A 17,797-nucleotide genomic window follows, 5' to 3' on the forward strand; every position below is an offset into this window, starting at 1 on the left:
AGTGACGCTTCATGAAGCAATCCGTAACAGACCGTCCGCGCCTGGATCTCGATTGGCGGGCTTTTATGGCGGAGCACGATATGGAATGGGTCGTGAAATCGACGAGCTGGGATGAAGGCGCTTACATCGGGAACGGAACGATCGGAGCAATGGTCTACGGAGCGGAAAATGCGAAAAAGCGGCGGACGCTCCGGTTTGTTACGGGCCGCACCGATGTGACGGCAACCCGTACGGATCGTGATGATTTTAAACCCCGTGTGCCGATAGGCGAAATGAACCTGGAGCTGGCGGGCCTGATTTATAATCCCACACGGCTGAGGGTGGATTTGTGGAACGCCGAGCTTCGGGGCTCGCTGACTACGACATGCGGAGAAGTGCGCATCAGGGCGCTTGTTCATGCCGAAGAAGCGGTCATGGCCGTTGAACTTGAAACTTCGGAGGAGGAAAAGGAGGCACGCCTGGAGTGGGTGCCTCACTCCGAAGTGGACGATGTGCTCAAATTTGCCGACGGAATCAACGTTAATCAGTATATCCCGCTTGCCGTGCACGAGACGTCCCGGGAAGATGGAATGACTTTTGTTATCCAGCGTTTCACGGGAGGGGAAGGACGCGGGGAAGGGTGCGTCACCGCCTGGACAGTCACGCAATCGCCTGATGGACGGAGAGTCGCCTTCGTCTCCATCCAGAACAGCTGCACCGATAAGGCGAGAAAGAACGCGGCGGAAGCCGTCCGGAAAGCGGCGTCCGGCGATTTCGGCGAATGGGTGTCCGCTCACCGCAGGTGGTGGCACGACTATTACCGCCAAAGCTTTCTTTCCATCCCCGACCGGCGCCTGGAAAGTTTTTACTGGATTCAGATGTATAAACTGGCATCGGCGGCAAGGGCGGACAGTGTCCTGCTGGACAATCAGGGTCCCTGGCTTGCACCGACCCCCTGGGCCGGGAACTGGTTCAACATGAACGTCCAGATGAGTTATTCCCCGGTGTACGCGTCCAACCGTCTAGCGATCGGAGAGTCGCTGGTCAAAGCGGTAGCGGATAACAGCGAGCATCTGAGGGAAAATGTTCCGCAGCCGTACCGCCATGATTCCGCGGGCCTTGGGAGAAGCGGCAGCTTTGACCTCCGCAGCGAGGTAGGCGAGGAAATCGGGAATTTGGCCTGGCTCTGCCACTGTCTGTGGCGACAGTACCGTTATTCCATGGACGACGGGCTGCTGCGGGATGTCCTGTATCCCGCGCTGCGCGGAAGCGTTAATTACTACTTGCATCTGCTTCACGCGGGCGAGGACGGGAAGCTGCATCTGCCTCCGACGATCTCGCCGGAATACGGCTCGTTCAAACGGCTGACCGTCAGCGACTGCCACTACGACCTCGCGCTGCTCCGGTGGGGATGCGAGACGCTGCTTGCCGCAGACGCACGGCTCGGAAGCGGCGATCCCCTTGCCGGCAGGTGGCGGGAAGCGCTGGACAATCTGACGCCGCTGCCGGTGGACGCAAGCGGCTATATGGTCGGCCGCGGGGTCCCCCTTGCCTTCGGGCACAGGCACTTCAGCCACCTGCTGGCGGCTTTTCCGCTGCACCTGGCCAGCCCGGACCGGGAAGAGGAACGGGAATTGATCGCCCGTTCCCTCCGGCACTGGCTGGACAGCGAAGGCGACCTGCGCGGCTTCAGCTTTGCCGGGGCGGCTTCGATCGCAGCTACACTCGGCTGGGGGGACGAGGCTTTGCGCCTGCTTCATACACTTCTCGGCCTTATCAAGCCGAACACGATGTACAAAGAAGCGGGGCCTGTCATCGAAACCCCTCTTGCCGGGGCCGAATCGCTGCACGATATGCTGCTGCAAAGCTGGGGCGGCACGATCCGGATCTTCCCCGCTGTGCCGGAAGAGTGGCTGGAGGCCGCCTTCCACGACCTGCGCGCCGAGGGCGCCTTCCTCGTCAGCGCCGTCCGCCGCGCCGGGGCCACGTCTTTCGTGAGGGTCAAGAGTCTGGCGGGGGAGCCTTGCGAAATCCGGACGGGCTGGACCGGCACGATTCACTGGCGGCTGGCCGGAGAGGTCGCGCGTCATGATGTGCAGCTGGGGGACAGCCGGGAATCGGTTATGCTTCCGCTAAAACAGGGGGAGGAAGCGATTCTTTATCCGGCCGGCGAAGAACCCGAGCTGCGGATCGGACCCGTTGATGCGAAGACGGGACCCGTCCGGTATTTCGGAGGCTCCAAGCCTTGGCGCCTGCACGGATTTCCGTTCCGCAATTTATTAGAGGAGGATCGGACATGAAGGAGCACAAAGATAGGACGATCGGAAGGGGAGAGCTTCTTCTTTTTCAAGGAGACAGCATTACGGATACCGGCAGAAACCGCGAAAATCATGCGGACCTGGGAAAAGGCTATGTTCAGATGATAGCGGGCTTGTTCGGAGCCGCCTGTCCCGGAAGCCGGGTCACTTTTCTCAACAAGGGGATAAGCGGAAACCGCGTCAAGGATTTGCAAAACCGCTGGCAGCAGGACTGCATCGACTTAAAGCCGGATTGGGTCACCATTTATATCGGGATCAACGACTGCTGGAGAAGGTATGACCGCAATGATCCCACGTCCCTGGAGACGTTTGCCGCGGGATACCGTCAGCTTCTGACGCGCACGACGGAAGAAACGGGGGCCCGGATCGTGCTGATGGAGCCTTTCGTCCTTCCCGTGCCGGAAGACCGCAAGGCGTGGCGGGAAGATCTCGATCCGAAGATCGGAGTCGTACGGGAGTTGGCCCGGGAATTCGGAACCCGGCTGGTTCCGCTCGACGGCTTGTTTGCCCGCGCTTCCACGGAAGCGCCGGCCAGCTACTGGGCTCCGGATGGGGTACACCCGTCGGCCGCCGGCTACGGACTGATAGCCAGGGCATGGCTGGACACGATGAAGGTGGAGCTTTTTTAAAGAAAAACGCCGATATTCGGGATTTTGAGGGGGCTTTTCGAGAATTGAAGATAGCTTTTACGGGACGTTTGCGGTATACAGGGAGAAGAGTGCGCACTCTGCAATCTGTTTCGCGGAAGGAGTAAGGAACTGCAAGTCAAGCGCTGAAAAATACGCTCAAAAGGATGTGCTGTGATGAACGCCGGTAATCGTACCTTTTCGCTCATTTTGTCTTTTTGTCTGCTTCTTATGCTGATTCCCGCTCAGGGCTATGCGGCGAATACGAAACTTTCCGTACCCGCTTCCGCCGTAACGGCGAGTAAGCATGACGGCAACCTGCCTGCTAATACGGTGGACGGCAACCTGTCGACCCGCTGGTCCGCAAACGGTGACGGCGAGTGGATCCGCTTCGATCTCGGGTCACTCCGTAAAGTCGCTTACATCAAAGTTGCTTTCCTAAACGGCGACACGAGAACGTCGACTTTCGATATTCAGACTTCGGCGGACAACGTTACGTATACGAATGTGAAAACAAATGTGACGAGCAGCCTGAACGCGCAGCTTCAGACATTTGATTTCGCGGATGTATCCTCGGTGCGTTACGTGAAACTTGTCGGGCACGGCAACTCCACCAATTTGTGGAACAGCTACACGGAAGTCGAAATTTATGGGGAAGACGGCAGCCAAGGGGGAATCCCCGTGTCCACTTCGGAAGGACTGGCAGCGGCTCTGAAAACCGCAAGCGCCGGACAGACGATTGTGCTGGCGGACGGCAATTACACGGTTAGCGGCAGTAATCCGTCGATTTTAATTGAAAATAGAAACGGAACAGAGGCAAGCCCCATTACGATCAAAGCCGAAAACCGCGGAAAGGCGGTCATTACAGGCTCGACCACTTTCGAAGTCAAAAAATCCTCTTACGTTACAATCGAGGGCTTGAAGTTCGCCAATTCGGCCGACAAGGGTGTCTTATTGAACGGCTCCCATCATATCCGGCTGACGCGGAACCAGTTTGCTTTACCTGCACGGGGCGTAGGCACTATCTGGCTTCAGGTCAGCGGGGCGAACAGCCATCATAACCAGATCGACCGCAACGATTTCGGCAACAAAACGGATACCAATCCACTGATTGCTTATGAAGGGGACGGGCAGGGGAATATTTCTCAACATGATGTGATTGAATACAATTATTTTCACGATGTAGGTCCATGGGTCGACAACGGCAAAGAAACGATCCGGCTGGGCTTGTCCAAAATTTCGCTTTCCGACGGGTTCAACAAAATCCAGTATAATCTGTTTGAAAATACGGACGGCGAACCGGAAATCGTATCCGTAAAGAGCAGCAACAATACCGTACGCTACAATACGTTCAAAACGTCCAAGGGCGGACTTACTTCGAGACACGGCCATAGCAACAGTTTCTACGGGAACTTCTTTCTCGGCGACGGAGTAGAATCGGAACAGGCGGGCATCCGCATCTACGGGAACGATCATAAGATTTATAACAATTACATGGAAAATCTGACGAACAGCGCGATTATTCTCGACAACGGCAATTACGACGGCGGAACGGGCGGTTATCCTTCGAATCCGAGCGAAGACGATCTGAGAGCTCAGTGGAGAATTTACCGTGCCCAGGTCGTCAACAACACGATCGTTAACAGCACGACCGGTATCGTAGTCGGTTCGGGCAAAGCATTCACTCCGGTAGACAGCAGGGTAGCCAACAATATCGTGAAAAACAGCTCCGGTATTCTCTATAACGAGGCGGCAACGACCAATACGGTATTCGAAGGCAACATCGGATACGGAGGGACCGTGACAAACAAAGGCAGAAATTCCACTGAGATCTGGAATAAGAATCCGCTGCTGACGGCCGTGCAGGGGTTGCAGAAATTATCGGCTACCAGCCCGGCGATCAATTATGCCAAAGGCTCTTATCCTTTTGTCCAGGAGGACATGGACGGGGAAACCCGCTCGGTTAACGACGCCGGAGCCGATGAGCGTTCGAGCGCGTCAAGCTTTACGAATCACCCGCTGACTCAAGCGGAAGTGGGCCCGGATGCTCCCTGACTTTTAAGGGGGAAAGAAAGCTTCGCTATCCGCAGTCTGCAGGGGGATATGTAATGGAGCCGGCACAGATTGTGCCGGTTTTTTCTATGACTTGAAACGAAAGCGAAGAATAAAAAATTTGCCTTGATCGGCTGTTTTTGATAAGATACAGAACGAACGTTCAGTATTATTATCCTGTGAACACGACCGGCAGGTACAGATGCCGTCAAACCATCCACGAAGGAGTGAAGCGGAGCGGATGAATAAAAAGCAGCTGCAAAGCGAACAGACAAAAAAACGGGTTGCTGATGCTGCCAGGACCTTGTTCGTCCAGAAGGGATACAAAGCCACTTCTATCGAAGATATCGTGGAGGCCACGGGCAGCAGCAAAGGGAACATTTATTATCATTTCAAAAGTAAAGAAGGCTTATTTCTTTATCTGGTCGACGAATGGGAACGCGAATGGGAAGAAAAGTGGATGGAAAAAGAACCGCTCTACAAAACAACGACCGAGAAGCTCTTGGGAATGGCGGAACAGATGGTTATCGAAGATTTGAACCATCCCTTGACCCAAGCGGCCGACGAGTTTTTTAATAACGAAGAGAAAACGAACGACGTGGAAGAACGGATCGCCGAGCTGGTGAACCGGCATTTAAAATTCAATCAAGCCCTGATTCAACAGGGGATGGACAGCGGTGAATTCAAAGGCGCCGATGTGGAACCTCTTGCGGTGATTCTGGAAAGTCTGATCATGGGGCTGAGCCAGATGTCGCGGAAATCGTCCACGGCTGAAGCATTGAAGCTGTACCGGCTGGCTTTCGGCGTCTTCCTGCACGGAGTAGCGAAACCGAGCTGATAAGGCGGACTGCCGGTGACGGCTGAGGAAATTTTCGATTCGGCGCTTTGGCGTCTTTTATTACGCCTATATACTGAACGAACGTTCAGTATATGAAATTAAGGGAACTCGGGATAGACTAAATAGACAGATTTGTGGAGGAGGGGATGGAAGTGGAGCTGCTGCTTAAAAACCGAGGAGCCGTACTGCTTCTCATGCTTAATATTTTTCTCGTATTTACCGGTATCGGACTCGTTATCCCGATCATGCCGACTTATATGGACGAACTTCATTTAAACGGAAGCATTATGGGCTTCCTCGTGGCCGCGTTTTCGCTGACGCAGCTCATTTTCTCACCGCTCGCGGGAAGGCTTTCCGATTCGCTGGGCCGGAAGAAAATGATCGTGGCCGGAATGGTCATCTTCACCGTGTCCGAGCTGCTATTCGGCGTAGTGAGTTCGCCCGTTCTGCTTTTCGCTTCCAGAATGCTCGGAGGGATAGGCGCTGCGCTGATCATGCCTTCGATTATGGCTTACATAGCCGATGTCACCACAACCGCGGAACGGGCCAAAGGAATGGGATTTATCAACGCCGCGATCACGACGGGCTTCATCATCGGCCCGGGCATCGGCGGCTTTATCGCGGAATTCGGCATACGTGCGCCTTTCTACGCGGCTGCGGCCGTCGGCGCCGTCGCCGCGGTTGTCACGCTGTTTATTCTGCCCGAATCGAAACCGGTGGAACCGCTCGTCAAATCCGGAGCGGCTCCTGCGCAGAAGCAGAGCTTTATGGCCCAGATGCTGAGTTCGTTCCGGGAACCGTATTTCATCAGCCTGGTCATCGTCTTCGTGATGTCTTTCGGCCTGGCGAATTACGAGACGGTTTTCGGACTTTTCGTGGATCATAAATTCGGATTTACACCTAAAGATATCGCTTTTATCATTACGTTCGGTTCTATTTCCGGAGCGGTCGTGCAGGTCACGATTTTCGGCTGGATCTTGAATCGCTTCGGAGAAAGAACCGTCATATCGGTCTGTCTCGCTATGGCCGGTCTGTTCGTTTTGCTGACTCTGTTCGTCCATCAATATTGGATGATTGTTGTCGTGACGTTTATCGTATTTTTGTCGATCGATATTTTGCGTCCGGCGATCGGAACTCAGATGTCTAAAATGGCGAACGAGCACCAGGGATATGTAGCGGGCCTGAATTCGGCTTATACCAGCCTCGGAAATATTACGGGTCCGATCGTGGCCGGAGTTCTTTTCGACCGGAATTTGAATTATCCGTACGTGTCGGCGGCCCTGATCTTGTTTCTATGCTTTGCCTTGTCCTTGCGGGCGGGAAGAAGAGGATCGGCATCCGGTATTTCGTAAAGCCACAGAAAGCTTTATACTAGAAAGATGAAAAGAAAGCGGGAGGCATGCAGGATGCGGCATACAGAAGGCTATATCGAGGTACCCGGCGGCAAAGTGTGGTACAGCTCGGCGGGAGAAGGCGGCGGAACGCCCCTGCTCGTTCTACACGGCGGCCCGGGCAACACTCATGATCCGCTGAAAGCGGCCCTTCACGTGCTGGGAGACGAAAGGCCGGTTATTTTCTACGATCAGCTCGGCGGAGGGAATTCGGACAGACCGGGAGATGCCTCCTTATGGCGTACGGAACGGTTTATCGAAGAACTGGCCTGTGTGAGAGAAGCTCTCGGCCTGGATGAAGTTCATATACTCGGGCATTCCTGGGGCACGATGCTCGCGGCTTCCTATTTGATCGAACGCAAGCCAACCGGAGTGCGAAGCGTCATTTTCTCCAGTCCCTGCCTGAGTGCGGCACGCTGGAAAGAAGACGCGGATCGGTTCCTGGCTGAATTGCCGGATGAAGTCCAAGCGGTCATCGCGAGCAGCGAGGAGCAGGGCACAACGAATTCGGATGAGTATCGGGATGCGATGAAGGACTATTACAAAAGGCACGTATGCCGAATCGACCCACTGCCTGCGGTCGTGCTGGAAAGCCGGGGTAAGGCTAATAAGGACATTTACATGTCCATGTGGGGACCTTCCGAGTTTTGCCCGACCGGGAGTCTGAAAACGTACGACGTGACACCGCGGCTTCATGAAATTACCGTGCCGTCGCTGTTCCTGTGCGGCCGGTATGACGAAGCGGCGCCGGAGTCTACGTTTTACTATCACTCGCTTGTCCCTCAATCGGGCTTTCAAGTGCTGGAGAACAGCTCCCATGCGGGATATCTGGAAGAACCGGAGGAGTATGTCCGTATCGTACGCGACTTTTTAACTTCATAAGCGGACTGGAAAAAAAAGACAGACTTTCTTATAAAGGAAGTCTGTCTTTTAAGTTGGAAAACAGGTATTCGAGCGCTCAGTCTCCCGATCACCTTCGTCGCTACCCGGTTCTTAGAGGCGGGCGCCGCCGGATACATCGAGAATCTGGGCGGTGACCCACCGGCTGTCCTCTGACGCCAGGAAGGCCGCCGCATCCGCGATATCTCCGACTTGTCCGAGCCGGCCGAAAGCGGACATGCCTGCCGCGTACTCCCGGACCGACGGATCGCTCAGGATGTCCGTGTTGATATCGGTTTCCGTGTAGCCGGGAAGGATCGTGTTCACGGTAATGCCCCTTTCGCCCAGCTGTTTCGCCAGCGGCAGGGTCATGGTGTTTAAAGCGCCTTTCGTCAACCCGTAGGCAATGGAAGCGGGGAATGCGATGCGGGTTTCGGCGGAGGAAATGTTCACGATGCGTCCTCCGGTGCGCAGCCGAGGCAGCGCTTTTTGAATAATGAAAAACGGAGCCTTGATGTTGACGGCGATCAGCTCGTCAAACTGTTTCTCGGTCGTGGTTTCGATGCACCCTTGTGTGCCGATTCCGGCATTGTTGACGAGAATATCGAGGAATGTGCTGCCCGTATGTTTGATGGTGAGCGTGTCCAGCTGCTCGAATAACCGTTCCACGCCCTGCATGGAGCCCAGATCGGCCTGCACGCTAAAAGCTCTTCCGCCGGTTTCCGTAATTTCGGCAACGGTCCGCTCCGCCGCCTTCTTGTCCCGGCCGTAATGAACGGCTACCCATGCACCGTCGTGGGCCAATCTCTTGGCGATCGCCTTTCCGATTCCGCGGCTCGCTCCGGTGACGAGTGCCGTTTTTTCGCGCAAATTCTGCATGCCAATCATCCTTTCCGGTTCTATACAGTTAATTATATGGAAATTAGGATGAGGAGACAGGTATAATCAAAGGGATTCATGCCGAATCCCTTTCCGTTTTATAAGTAAAATCGCTAAACCGCTTTAGGAGGATGATGGATGAGAGAAACGGCAAAGCCCGACGATACCGACCGCAAAATCATGAACTTACTGCATACGAACGCACGCATGCCGGTTGCCGAAATCGGCCGTCACATCTCCATGACTCAGCCGGCAGTGAGAGAACGCATCCAAAAGCTCGAAGAGCAGGGGATTATTACCGCCTACAAAGCCAAATTCGATCCCGGTAAATTAGACCGGGGCATACAGGCATTTATGTTGTTTAAAACCGCTAAATGCCGGGAGTTTGTCCGTTACTGCGAATCTTCCCCGGAGGTTGCCGAGCTGTACCGGATAAGCGGGGAGTTCAATTATATGCTGAAAACGAGGAGCGAATCGATGGAATCGCTTGCCGAGTTCCAGGACGCGATGATGGTTTACGGAGTATCGAATACGCTGATCATCATGCACGCTCACGTGGAGGATAAAAGTCCGTTTTGACTCACCCGGAAATGCTTTCAGGCCGCCGGGTATACCTATGAAAATCCGGAACCGGATTCAGACGGTTTTACTCGCTCCATTATTTCAGTTAAACGATGACCGGATTTCCGAATCGGGCTTTTTGGTAATGCAAACAATATCTGGATTAATCAGGCGAGAAGGTGTCCATTTGACTTTATATATAGTTAATAGCGAGGTGCACAGCCTTTTCGATCAATTTACGGATCTGATTCAAGGACAATCCCGGCTTCGGGCATGGGAGCAGCATATTACGATTCCGCACGAGATTGGACAAGGAAGCATTCTCAGGACGCGAATCCGTCCCGGCATGGAAATCGCGATAACGGACCTGACCTATGCGCAGGATATGAAGCTGCGTATTCAGGAGGCATGTCCGTTGTTTGAGCTAAGTTATTGCCTTAGCGGCGATATTTATTGCGAGTGGGGCGGCAAGGAGAGCTATACGAATCATTGGACGGGCAACGTGCTATTTTTCGAGAATGAATTGGTATATGAAGAGAAAAAGGCGGGCGTCCGCAATCATATGCTGGAACTCCGCTTGTCTCCGCAGGAGCTGTTTCATTATGCGGCCGATCTTACCGAGAAACAGAGAATGGAATCCTGGCTGCAGCGGCATAAGGGCAGCATCGATAAATACCCGAATACGCCGGAAATCCATCGCTGTGTGTCGGATATGCTGAACTGTTCTTATGTCGGAGCGATGAAACGGCTTTACATGGAGAGCAAAGCCATGGAGCTGATCGCTTTGTTCGGGGAAGTAGAAGGCTATGAAGCGGAGATTGGAAAACAGTTTTTGAACCGGGATGATCTCGCGAAGCTGGATCAAGCCAGGGAACTGGTGGTTCGTCATTTCGAACAGCCGTTATCGATCCGGGAGCTGGCGAGAAAGGTCGGACTCAATGAATTCAAGCTGAAAAAAGGTTTTCGGGAACGTTTTGGCATGACTGTATTTGAACTGGTACGCAAGCAAAGGATGGAAAAGGCGCTTTATTGTATGGAAGTGCAGCGGATGAATGTCGGGGAAACGGCGGTATCCGTCGGCTACAGCAATTTCAGCAATTTCGCCGCAGCCTTCCATAAAATGTATGGATATAATCCGAGTGAATACCTCAAGATGTTATCCCATCGGGATGCAAAAACAGAATAGATCAGCTTATTCGTTTAAAAAAGGATTTCGGACATAGCTATCATGTTCGAAATCCTTTTTTTGTTCCTCCCATTCCTTCTATAGGGAGAGAAAATACCTTTGCAGGTAGAACACCGTTTCATTCTCGCTGATAATAAGGATCAATTGGTCATGCCGGTTCGCTTAATTTGGCGCTGAATGAGGGGGAATAACAATGGATGACTTGATTCCTGCATGTACAAGAGAACCCGACGCGGCACCGCACCCCGATCCACGCCGCTGGATGGCTTTAGTTCTGATTTTGCTGCCGACGCTTCTGATTTCGCTGAACAATTACATGATGCAGGTGGCGCTTCCGGTAATGCAGGCGAGCGTCCATGCCAGCTTTGCCGAAGCGCAGCTTATTTTCTCGGGATATTCGTTAGGGCTTGCCGTTGCTTTGATTTTAGGCGGAAAATTGGGTGACTTATATGGCCGAAAACGCCTGTTACGGATCGGGGTTTCGGGTTTTACCTGTATGTGTCTGCTCGGCGCATGGGTATCGAACCCGACCCTACTCCTTGTCATTCGCATCATCCAGGGTTTATCGGCAGCGATGATCCAACCACAGGTTTTGTCCATTATGCAGAGCATCTTCCTCCCGAGGGAAAAAGGGTTGGTTTTTGCCATCTATGGGGCCGTGATCGGCCTAGGTTTCACCCTTGGCTTGATTTTGGGCGGGCTTTTGGTGGACTGGAACCTGTTCGGCCTTAGCTGGAGGATCGTTTTTCTAGTTAATGTGCCTTTTGGACTGCTTGTGATGATGGGACTGCCGATCGTTCCCGAATCACGCGGGCATTCCGACCCGAGTATCGACTGGTTCGGCATTATTCTTGTTATGTCCGGATTGCTTTTGCTCATATATCCGTTAACGATCGGGCAAAAACAAGGATGGCCGGTATGGACCTGGGGATGCTTGCTTTTATCGCTCGTGTTACTGCTTCAATTCGTGCTTCAGCAGAAACGCAGAGAAGAGGCGGGACGCGCGCCGTTGATGGAGCTTTCCCTGTTCAAAATAGGTTCATTCCGGATCGGAATCATCACAGAGGTCGTTGTCTATCTCAGTATGTTCTCATTCTTCTTCATTTTAAATTATTATTTGCAGGCGGGACTGAAATTCGATCTTGAATCGACCAGCCTTGTTTTTTTACCGCTTGGCTTGGGGTTTTTCGCCACTTCATTAATGTCGGCGTGGTTGGTGAAAAGATGGGGAGACGCCGTATTAAAAACAGGGACGTTTACGATGGGAGCGAGCTTATTTATGCTGATTTGGTCTCTGCATGCCGATGCCGTGCATTTCTTTCATTTTCAAAATAGATTGATTTTGTCGGTATACGGGCTGGGTCTGGGCATGGCCACAACACCGCTTGCCAATACGATCTTGAATCGCGTGCCGGCGGCGTCGGGCGGAACCGGTTCGGGGCTGTTTACGACCTTTATGTATTTGGCGAACGCTTTGGGTGTAGCAGGGATCAGCATTTTGTTTTCCGCTGCGTTGAATGCGCCCCTTGCCGAAGCCGGCCTGGGAGATTATCTCAGAGCTTTTTCCGTTTCAACCGCCGCGAGCGGAGTGCTGGCTTTCGCCGCTTGTGCATGCATCTGTAGGTTAAAAGAGAAGTGATGTGACTGATGTGAGTAACTAACTTGAAGTTTACGGAAATGAGCTGCTTGGAATACTCGAACCGATTCAAAAACATAAAAACCCGGCGGACCGAAAAGGTCCTGACCGGGTTTGCTGATTTTGCATGTTTTACTTGATGGTATACGGGAGCTTGAACGTCCAGAGCTCGGTGCCGTTTTCCGGGGAGCTGCTATCGACGCCGAAATCGTTGTCGTTCACGATGACAAGCGTGTTGCCGTTTACGAGAGACACGCCTTCCACTTTCTCATACGGATATTTGAAAGGGACCAGATCAAGCAGCGTCCGTTTGGAAGGAGGAAGGATGCCCTGACCTTTCAGCTCGGCCGGGGACATTTGCTCCAGTGTTTTACCGGCTGCCTTGGTATCGTCGTATTTGCCGAGAATGTTGGTCGCGTTGGACAGGTCGATGGAATAGATACGCTTCAGCTGCGCTTTGTCTCCCGCGTTTTTGTCGCGCTCGTCGATAAGCAGCGTATTTTCATCCACCACCACGAGGTCCGAAATGACGATATCGGCTTGCTTTAATCCCTTGAAGTCTTTGGCGTCTTCCGCAAGATAAGCGAATTCGGCTACCGGCTCCAGCGTTTGCAGATTAAATTTGACGATACGCAGTTGACGCGAATTGTCGGATTCCTTGTTCGGGCTGCGCAGCGGGCTCTGCATCGCCATGAACATGAAGCGGCCGTCCGGTGTGATGCCTACCGCTTCGGCGCCGCGGTTTTGGCGGAGCTTGTTATAGACGGCCGGCAGTGTTTCACGGGCTGGCACAAGCGGTGTGGAAACTTGAGCGGCCCAGCCTTTAGGCACGATGCGCTCGATCAGGGTACCGTCCCGTTTTACATGCACCAGGGAGGGGCCGTATTCGTCCGAAATCCAGAACGTATCGTCTTTGGGGTTATAGGCCAGTCCTTCCACGTCAAGACCGTACGGATCGTAAGCGAGTTCTTTCTCGGCTTTGGCGTCGAAAGGCGCTTCGTCCCGGCCTTTGATGTTCGGCAAACCGCTGATGTTGGCTTTCCCTGTTGCCGGATTGATGCCGTTCAATTTAAGTGGGAATTGGTCGAGAATGTTGATTTGGCCGTCTTTAATTTCGATTTTGTAAATGGTCGGAGTATAATCGGCGAGCGGGAACGTACGGACCATGGTTCCTTTTACATCGACTTCTCCGTTCGGACCGCGGTCCGCCGTTGTGTAGAATACATTGTCGGGATCGCCCGGCAGGTGGGTCAGCGAGGAGCCGATGCCCATTTTGACCCCTTTTGCCAGATCGGGAGCATTCAGTTTGTATTTGCCTGTCAGTGCAGGCTTGTCCGTCAGAGAGACACGGCTGCGGAACTCGTCCCAATCGACGTACTTGCCGGTCGCTTCGCTGATTGCGCGGAAAGGCAGATACAGGCTGCCGTCGATGTTAACGGCCGGGACGGACGGAGCAACGGCTTGCCCGTTGTTGGTGTAGGTGACCGAGTCCGCCGTAGAGCCTTTCAGATCCGCGGCAAAAGCGGCCCCTGTTCCGGATACGAGCGTAAGTGCTGTCGATGCGGCGATAAGCCAGTTCTTTTTCATTTTTGTTGATCCCCTTCATAAGTCGGATAGTATGTATGCTTACTAAGCCTGACTATAGCAGGGCATTGTTAACGTTGAGTAAGTGGATTATAGAGATTTTGTAAAGGCGGGAATAATGGGTACATAAAAAAAAGCTACCCCGGCCGGGATAGCTTATCACCTGCATTCAGGCATTCATTCAGGCGTGCCGGATGTTCTCCGCCTTGCGTCTTTCGCCAACGGAAAGCTTGAAAGAGACGAAGTTAATGGCGATTGCCGCCGCGACCCCGACCGCTCCGATCCATGTCACGGCATTCAGGGAGACGCTTCCGACGATAATGCCGCCGATTCCGGCACCGGCCGCCATGGAAAGCTGCATCACTGAATTGTTCAGGCTGAGCATAATTCCGGATGACTCGGGCGCCATCGTGACGAGATTATACTGCTGGGTCGGGCCGGAAGACCAGGCGGCGAACGACCACAAGATCAGCACGGCGAATACGACGACAGGGGAATGGGCGGCCAGCGTCAGCAGTAGCAGTGTGATGACGTGCAGCGTCATACCGGACATGAGCGTGCGGTACACTCCCCATTTATCGGCGCTGTAGCCGCCGATCTTGGAACCGGCGAGGCTGGCGATGCCGAATGCGAGCAGTGCGGCGCTTAACATTTTCTCGTTCATTCCGGTAATTGTCAGCAGATAAGGGGAGATATAGGTGTACGCGATAGAGTATCCCCCCAGCCAAAAGAAACTTACCGATAAAGCCAGAAGGATTCTGGGTTGTTTGAGAAGAGCGATCTGCTCGCGCAGAGGAACGGGAGCGTCACCTTCCGTTTTCGGTATGGTAACGGACAAGACGAACATCGCCAGCAGGCCGAGTGCACCGATTCCGGCGAAAACCGTTTTCCAGTCGTAAGCCGCCGCAACCAGCCTTCCGAGAGGAACGCCCACGATGAGAGAAGCGGTAAAGCCCATAATGACGGTCGCAATCGCGCTTGCCTGCTTACCGGAAGGCGCAATTTTGGCTGCAACGGTCAAAGCGGTTACGACGACCACCCCCGCGCCGAGCGCCATCAGAATACGGGCGCCTATAAATGCGGCAAAGCCCGGCAGGATAAAGGCGAGTACGTTCGCGACGACAAAAAGTCCGAGTGAATAGATCAGTAATTTGCGCCGTTCCCAGCGGGCGGTCCAAGCGATCAGAAAGGGTGTCCCGAGCCCGTATACGAGCGAAAAAACGGTAATCAGCTGTCCTGCGGCAACCAGTGAGATGTCGAGGCTGGCTGAGATTTTATCCAGAATACCGGCAATGATGTACTCGGACGTTCCCACCAGAAAGCTGATCAGGGCAAGCATGTAAATTTTCCATGTTTTAAACATATTGTCATCCTCATTTCTCAATAATATTATATTTCTAGAAATATAGAAACAAAAAAGAGCAGCGGCGTTAAAATCTGTTTAGGCACATAAGCGTTTTATACGGAACTTTAAAAGTACGCATTTTTGATATTTCTAGTTATATCGAAATAACAAGTAAAAAACTATTCGATCAAATAAGGCGCAAATTTTTTGACCGTATCTTCATTCAAACTGTAATAAATGTAGGTTCCTTTTTTCTGGGAGTGAAGCAATCCGCAGTCCGATAATTGTTTCAAATGATGAGACAAAGTGGAAAGAGCGATCGATTCCAAGCGGCTCTCGAGATCCGCGGGACAGAGATTGCTTTCCTTGGTCAAAATTTGAACGATTTTATAGCGGGTATGCTCACCTAGTGCCCTGTGCACTTTAACGGCTTGAATGGTTTCCATGCTTTCTACACCCTTTTTCTTCCGGCCTTACACGCTGCTTGCCGCTTTTCTTATTTCCAAACTTTTCGAAACAACTATACCATGCCTTTGTTCAAAAGTAAATGGCTTGCGATCAAGTCACCGAACGATTTTAACAGCAAAAACAAAAAGCTGCCCGCGTCCAAGGAGGACGTCGGGCAGCTTTTTGCTATTCCGGAACGGAACGAAAGTTTATTTCAATGCCGTGTAGATGGCATCCACAAGCTCTGCGCCCAGGTTCTGACCATACTCCCAGAACATGATGCCGCCCAGGTTGTTGCTTTTGAGATAGTTGACTTTTTGAGTCAGAGACTCCGCGTCATCGTAGCTCAGCATGCTGCTGCCGTTAGTGAGGTAAGGGGCTTTGGCAACGTCGTCCCATTGGCGGGTCCAGCCGTTTTTGTTGATATAGCTGGCTTTGAGTTCGTCATACGTGTAATCTCCGGCACCGTGGGAATAGAAAGCTCCGCCGATTACGATTTTTTCGGACGGAACGCCGCGTCCCTTGTAAAGCTTCACCGCATTGTCCACGCTGTAGCTGGAATTCAGGGAAGACGTGTACAGGTTCGTGTGGTGGGTGTTGGCGCCGACCTGCATGTCGTAGGTCATAATGTTAATGAAGGTGAAGTAAGGGTGTACGCTTCCCAGGTCGATTCCTTGTATTCCGTACTCGGAAGCGCCCGTAGCCGCTGTAATTTCATACTTTTTGTTGCCGGTACGACCGTCGGCCGCGCTCCCGGCATCGAGAACTTCACGAAGTTTTTTCAGGAAAAGGGTGTAGTTTTGTTTGTCCGCCGTTGTCGGATACTCCCAGTCCAGATCGATTCCGTCGAGTTTGTTGGCACGGATATACTGCAGGGCGCTGTTAGCGAAAGCCGTACGGTTCGCATCCGTGGAAGCCGCGCTCGTGAAACCGTCGGAACGGCCCCAGCCGCCTACGGAAATCAGAACCTTCAAGTCCGGATTTTTCTGTTTCAGCGTGACCAGTTGAGCGATTTGCGAAGTATCTCCGCCGCTGACGCCGTTATTGGCGACATCCGCAAATGCATAGAAGATGTGCGTCAATTTGTTGGCGGGAACCGTGTTCACGGCAGGAAAATGCCAGGAAGCAACGTAAGCGCCGTTGATTTTAGCCAGAGGCGTCGTACCGCCTCCGTCCGAGGACGTGGTCACCGCAAGAACATTGCTGGCTGCCGACAAGTTGCCGGCCGCGTCTTTCGCTTTCACGCTGAAAGAGTAAGCCGTATTGGCTGCCAGGCCGGTTACCGTAGCGGTTGTGCCGGTTACCGAGGTAGCCAGCGCGGAACCGTTGTATACGTTGTAACCGGTAACACCGACATTATCCGTGGAAGCATTCCACGAAAGGGAAACGCTTGTGGAAGTTTTGCCGGTTAAAGTCAGGCCTGCGGGAGCTGTCGGTGCCGTTGTATCCGTCGTTCCGCCACCGCCTGTGCAGTCACTGACGTATTTCCAGCTTCCCCATGTATTTGTCTGGGAAGGCGTTTCGCCCTGTGTCCACCATTTCGCTTCGAATACTTTCCCGTTGTAGGAAACTTTTTGTCCGCCCGTGTAGACTTTGGTAGAATCCCAGGCCGCATCCGTACAAGCGGCAGCCGCAGTCGAGACGTTTGCAGCCGCGGAAGCCTGTTGGGTATTCAAACCAAGGAAAGGCAGCAGAGAAACTAGCAGGGACGCGATCAGCAGAACACGGAACAGGACCTGCTTGGGAGATTGAGAGCGGATAGATTGCCAATTCATTACATATAGCCTCCTTTAATGAATAAATATGATACCGCTTACATTAAATTTTTTCGCTTCTTCACCTCGCTTTGTAAAGGCTCCCGATCTTTTGTTCAGGCCAATAAAAGGCTAGCCCGGGTTCAGGAATCCGTAAAGCAACGACCGGATACTCCGTCATGCGAAAGCGGGAGTCCTTTATTCTTGTAAAGGTTGCTGCTGCAAGTCTATGAATCCGCTTGCTCTCCTATTATCGTTTAAACTTTTTACCAGAAAAAGGGGGATTTTTTTATTATCAGGGAGAAATTTTCTCTTTTTTGAC

14 protein-coding genes are annotated in these 17,797 nt (G+C 52.8%); 9 read left to right on the forward strand and 5 right to left on the reverse strand.

The window, feature by feature from the left end; all coding sequences use genetic code 11:
* Nucleotides 1-11: 11 nt before the first annotated feature.
* The 6 genes from ABH899_RS11985 (at nucleotide 12) to ABH899_RS12010 (ending at nucleotide 8,086) form a co-directional block, all read left to right on the forward strand.
* Nucleotides 12-2,279, forward strand: a complete 2,268-nt coding sequence (locus ABH899_RS11985) for a glycosyl hydrolase family 95 catalytic domain-containing protein (protein WP_369996354.1) — start codon at nucleotides 12-14, stop codon at nucleotides 2,277-2,279.
* Complete coding sequence (locus ABH899_RS11990) at nucleotides 2,276-2,926, forward strand: SGNH/GDSL hydrolase family protein (protein WP_369996355.1); 651 nt, start codon at nucleotides 2,276-2,278, stop codon at nucleotides 2,924-2,926. The genes ABH899_RS11985 and ABH899_RS11990 overlap by 4 nt, the downstream gene beginning before the upstream one ends.
* Before the next feature lie 174 nt (nucleotides 2,927-3,100).
* On the forward strand, nucleotides 3,101-4,978 hold the full coding sequence (locus ABH899_RS11995; RefSeq protein ID WP_369996356.1) for a chondroitinase-B domain-containing protein: 1,878 nt from the start codon (nucleotides 3,101-3,103) through the stop codon (nucleotides 4,976-4,978).
* 238 nt (nucleotides 4,979-5,216) lie between these two features.
* Entirely contained in the window at nucleotides 5,217-5,813 is a 597-nt protein-coding gene (locus ABH899_RS12000) for a TetR/AcrR family transcriptional regulator (RefSeq protein WP_369996358.1), read from the forward strand.
* A 152-nt stretch (nucleotides 5,814-5,965) separates the two neighbouring features.
* Entirely contained in the window at nucleotides 5,966-7,165 is a 1,200-nt protein-coding gene (locus ABH899_RS12005; RefSeq protein WP_369996500.1) for an MFS transporter, read from the forward strand.
* Nucleotides 7,166-7,219: 54 nt separating this feature from the next.
* Nucleotides 7,220-8,086 carry a proline iminopeptidase-family hydrolase gene (locus ABH899_RS12010; RefSeq protein ID WP_369996359.1) on the forward strand — a complete coding sequence of 289 codons (867 nt, stop codon included), beginning with the start codon at nucleotides 7,220-7,222 and terminating at the stop codon, nucleotides 8,084-8,086.
* A 111-nt stretch (nucleotides 8,087-8,197) separates the two neighbouring features.
* On the opposite strand, the gene ABH899_RS12015 is transcribed toward ABH899_RS12010, so the two are convergent.
* Nucleotides 8,198-8,962 carry an SDR family oxidoreductase gene (locus ABH899_RS12015; RefSeq protein WP_369996360.1) on the reverse strand — a complete coding sequence of 255 codons (765 nt, stop codon included), beginning with the start codon at nucleotides 8,960-8,962 and terminating at the stop codon, nucleotides 8,198-8,200.
* Nucleotides 8,963-9,100: 138 nt separating this feature from the next.
* On the opposite strand from ABH899_RS12015, the gene ABH899_RS12020 reads away from it, so the two are divergent.
* The 3 genes from ABH899_RS12020 (at nucleotide 9,101) to ABH899_RS12030 (ending at nucleotide 12,348) form a co-directional block, all read left to right on the forward strand.
* Nucleotides 9,101-9,541 (forward strand): Lrp/AsnC family transcriptional regulator, encoded by a 441-nt coding sequence (locus ABH899_RS12020; RefSeq protein ID WP_369996362.1) that lies wholly within the window; start codon nucleotides 9,101-9,103, stop codon nucleotides 9,539-9,541.
* Nucleotides 9,542-9,710: 169 nt separating this feature from the next.
* Nucleotides 9,711-10,709, forward strand: coding sequence for a helix-turn-helix transcriptional regulator (locus ABH899_RS12025; RefSeq protein WP_369996363.1), 999 nt, complete (start codon nucleotides 9,711-9,713; stop codon nucleotides 10,707-10,709).
* Between the two features lie 193 nt (nucleotides 10,710-10,902).
* Nucleotides 10,903-12,348 carry an MFS transporter gene (locus ABH899_RS12030; RefSeq protein ID WP_369996365.1) on the forward strand — a complete coding sequence of 482 codons (1,446 nt, stop codon included), beginning with the start codon at nucleotides 10,903-10,905 and terminating at the stop codon, nucleotides 12,346-12,348.
* Between the two features lie 129 nt (nucleotides 12,349-12,477).
* On the opposite strand, the gene ABH899_RS12035 is transcribed toward ABH899_RS12030, so the two are convergent.
* The 4 genes from ABH899_RS12035 to ABH899_RS12050 form a co-directional block, all read right to left on the reverse strand.
* The gene (locus tag ABH899_RS12035) at nucleotides 12,478-13,932 is read right to left on the reverse strand and encodes an esterase-like activity of phytase family protein (RefSeq protein ID WP_009673870.1); all 1,455 of its coding nucleotides are present in this window, start codon (nucleotides 13,930-13,932) and stop codon (nucleotides 12,478-12,480) included.
* Nucleotides 13,933-14,110: 178 nt separating this feature from the next.
* The gene (locus tag ABH899_RS12040) at nucleotides 14,111-15,292 is read right to left on the reverse strand and encodes an MFS transporter (protein WP_369996367.1); all 1,182 of its coding nucleotides are present in this window, start codon (nucleotides 15,290-15,292) and stop codon (nucleotides 14,111-14,113) included.
* A gap of 161 nt (nucleotides 15,293-15,453) precedes the next feature.
* Nucleotides 15,454-15,720, reverse strand: coding sequence for an ArsR/SmtB family transcription factor (locus ABH899_RS12045; protein WP_218230317.1), 267 nt, complete (start codon nucleotides 15,718-15,720; stop codon nucleotides 15,454-15,456).
* Nucleotides 15,721-15,930: 210 nt separating this feature from the next.
* Nucleotides 15,931-17,496: a glycosyl hydrolase family 18 protein gene (locus ABH899_RS12050; RefSeq protein ID WP_369996368.1), complete on the reverse strand. Its 1,566-nt coding sequence runs from the start codon at nucleotides 17,494-17,496 to the stop codon at nucleotides 15,931-15,933.
* Between the last annotated feature and the right edge of the window lie 301 nt (nucleotides 17,497-17,797).

The organism is Paenibacillus sp. RC84 (assembly GCF_041260495.1).
In the GTDB taxonomy this organism is placed as follows: domain Bacteria; phylum Bacillota; class Bacilli; order Paenibacillales; family NBRC-103111; genus Paenibacillus_F.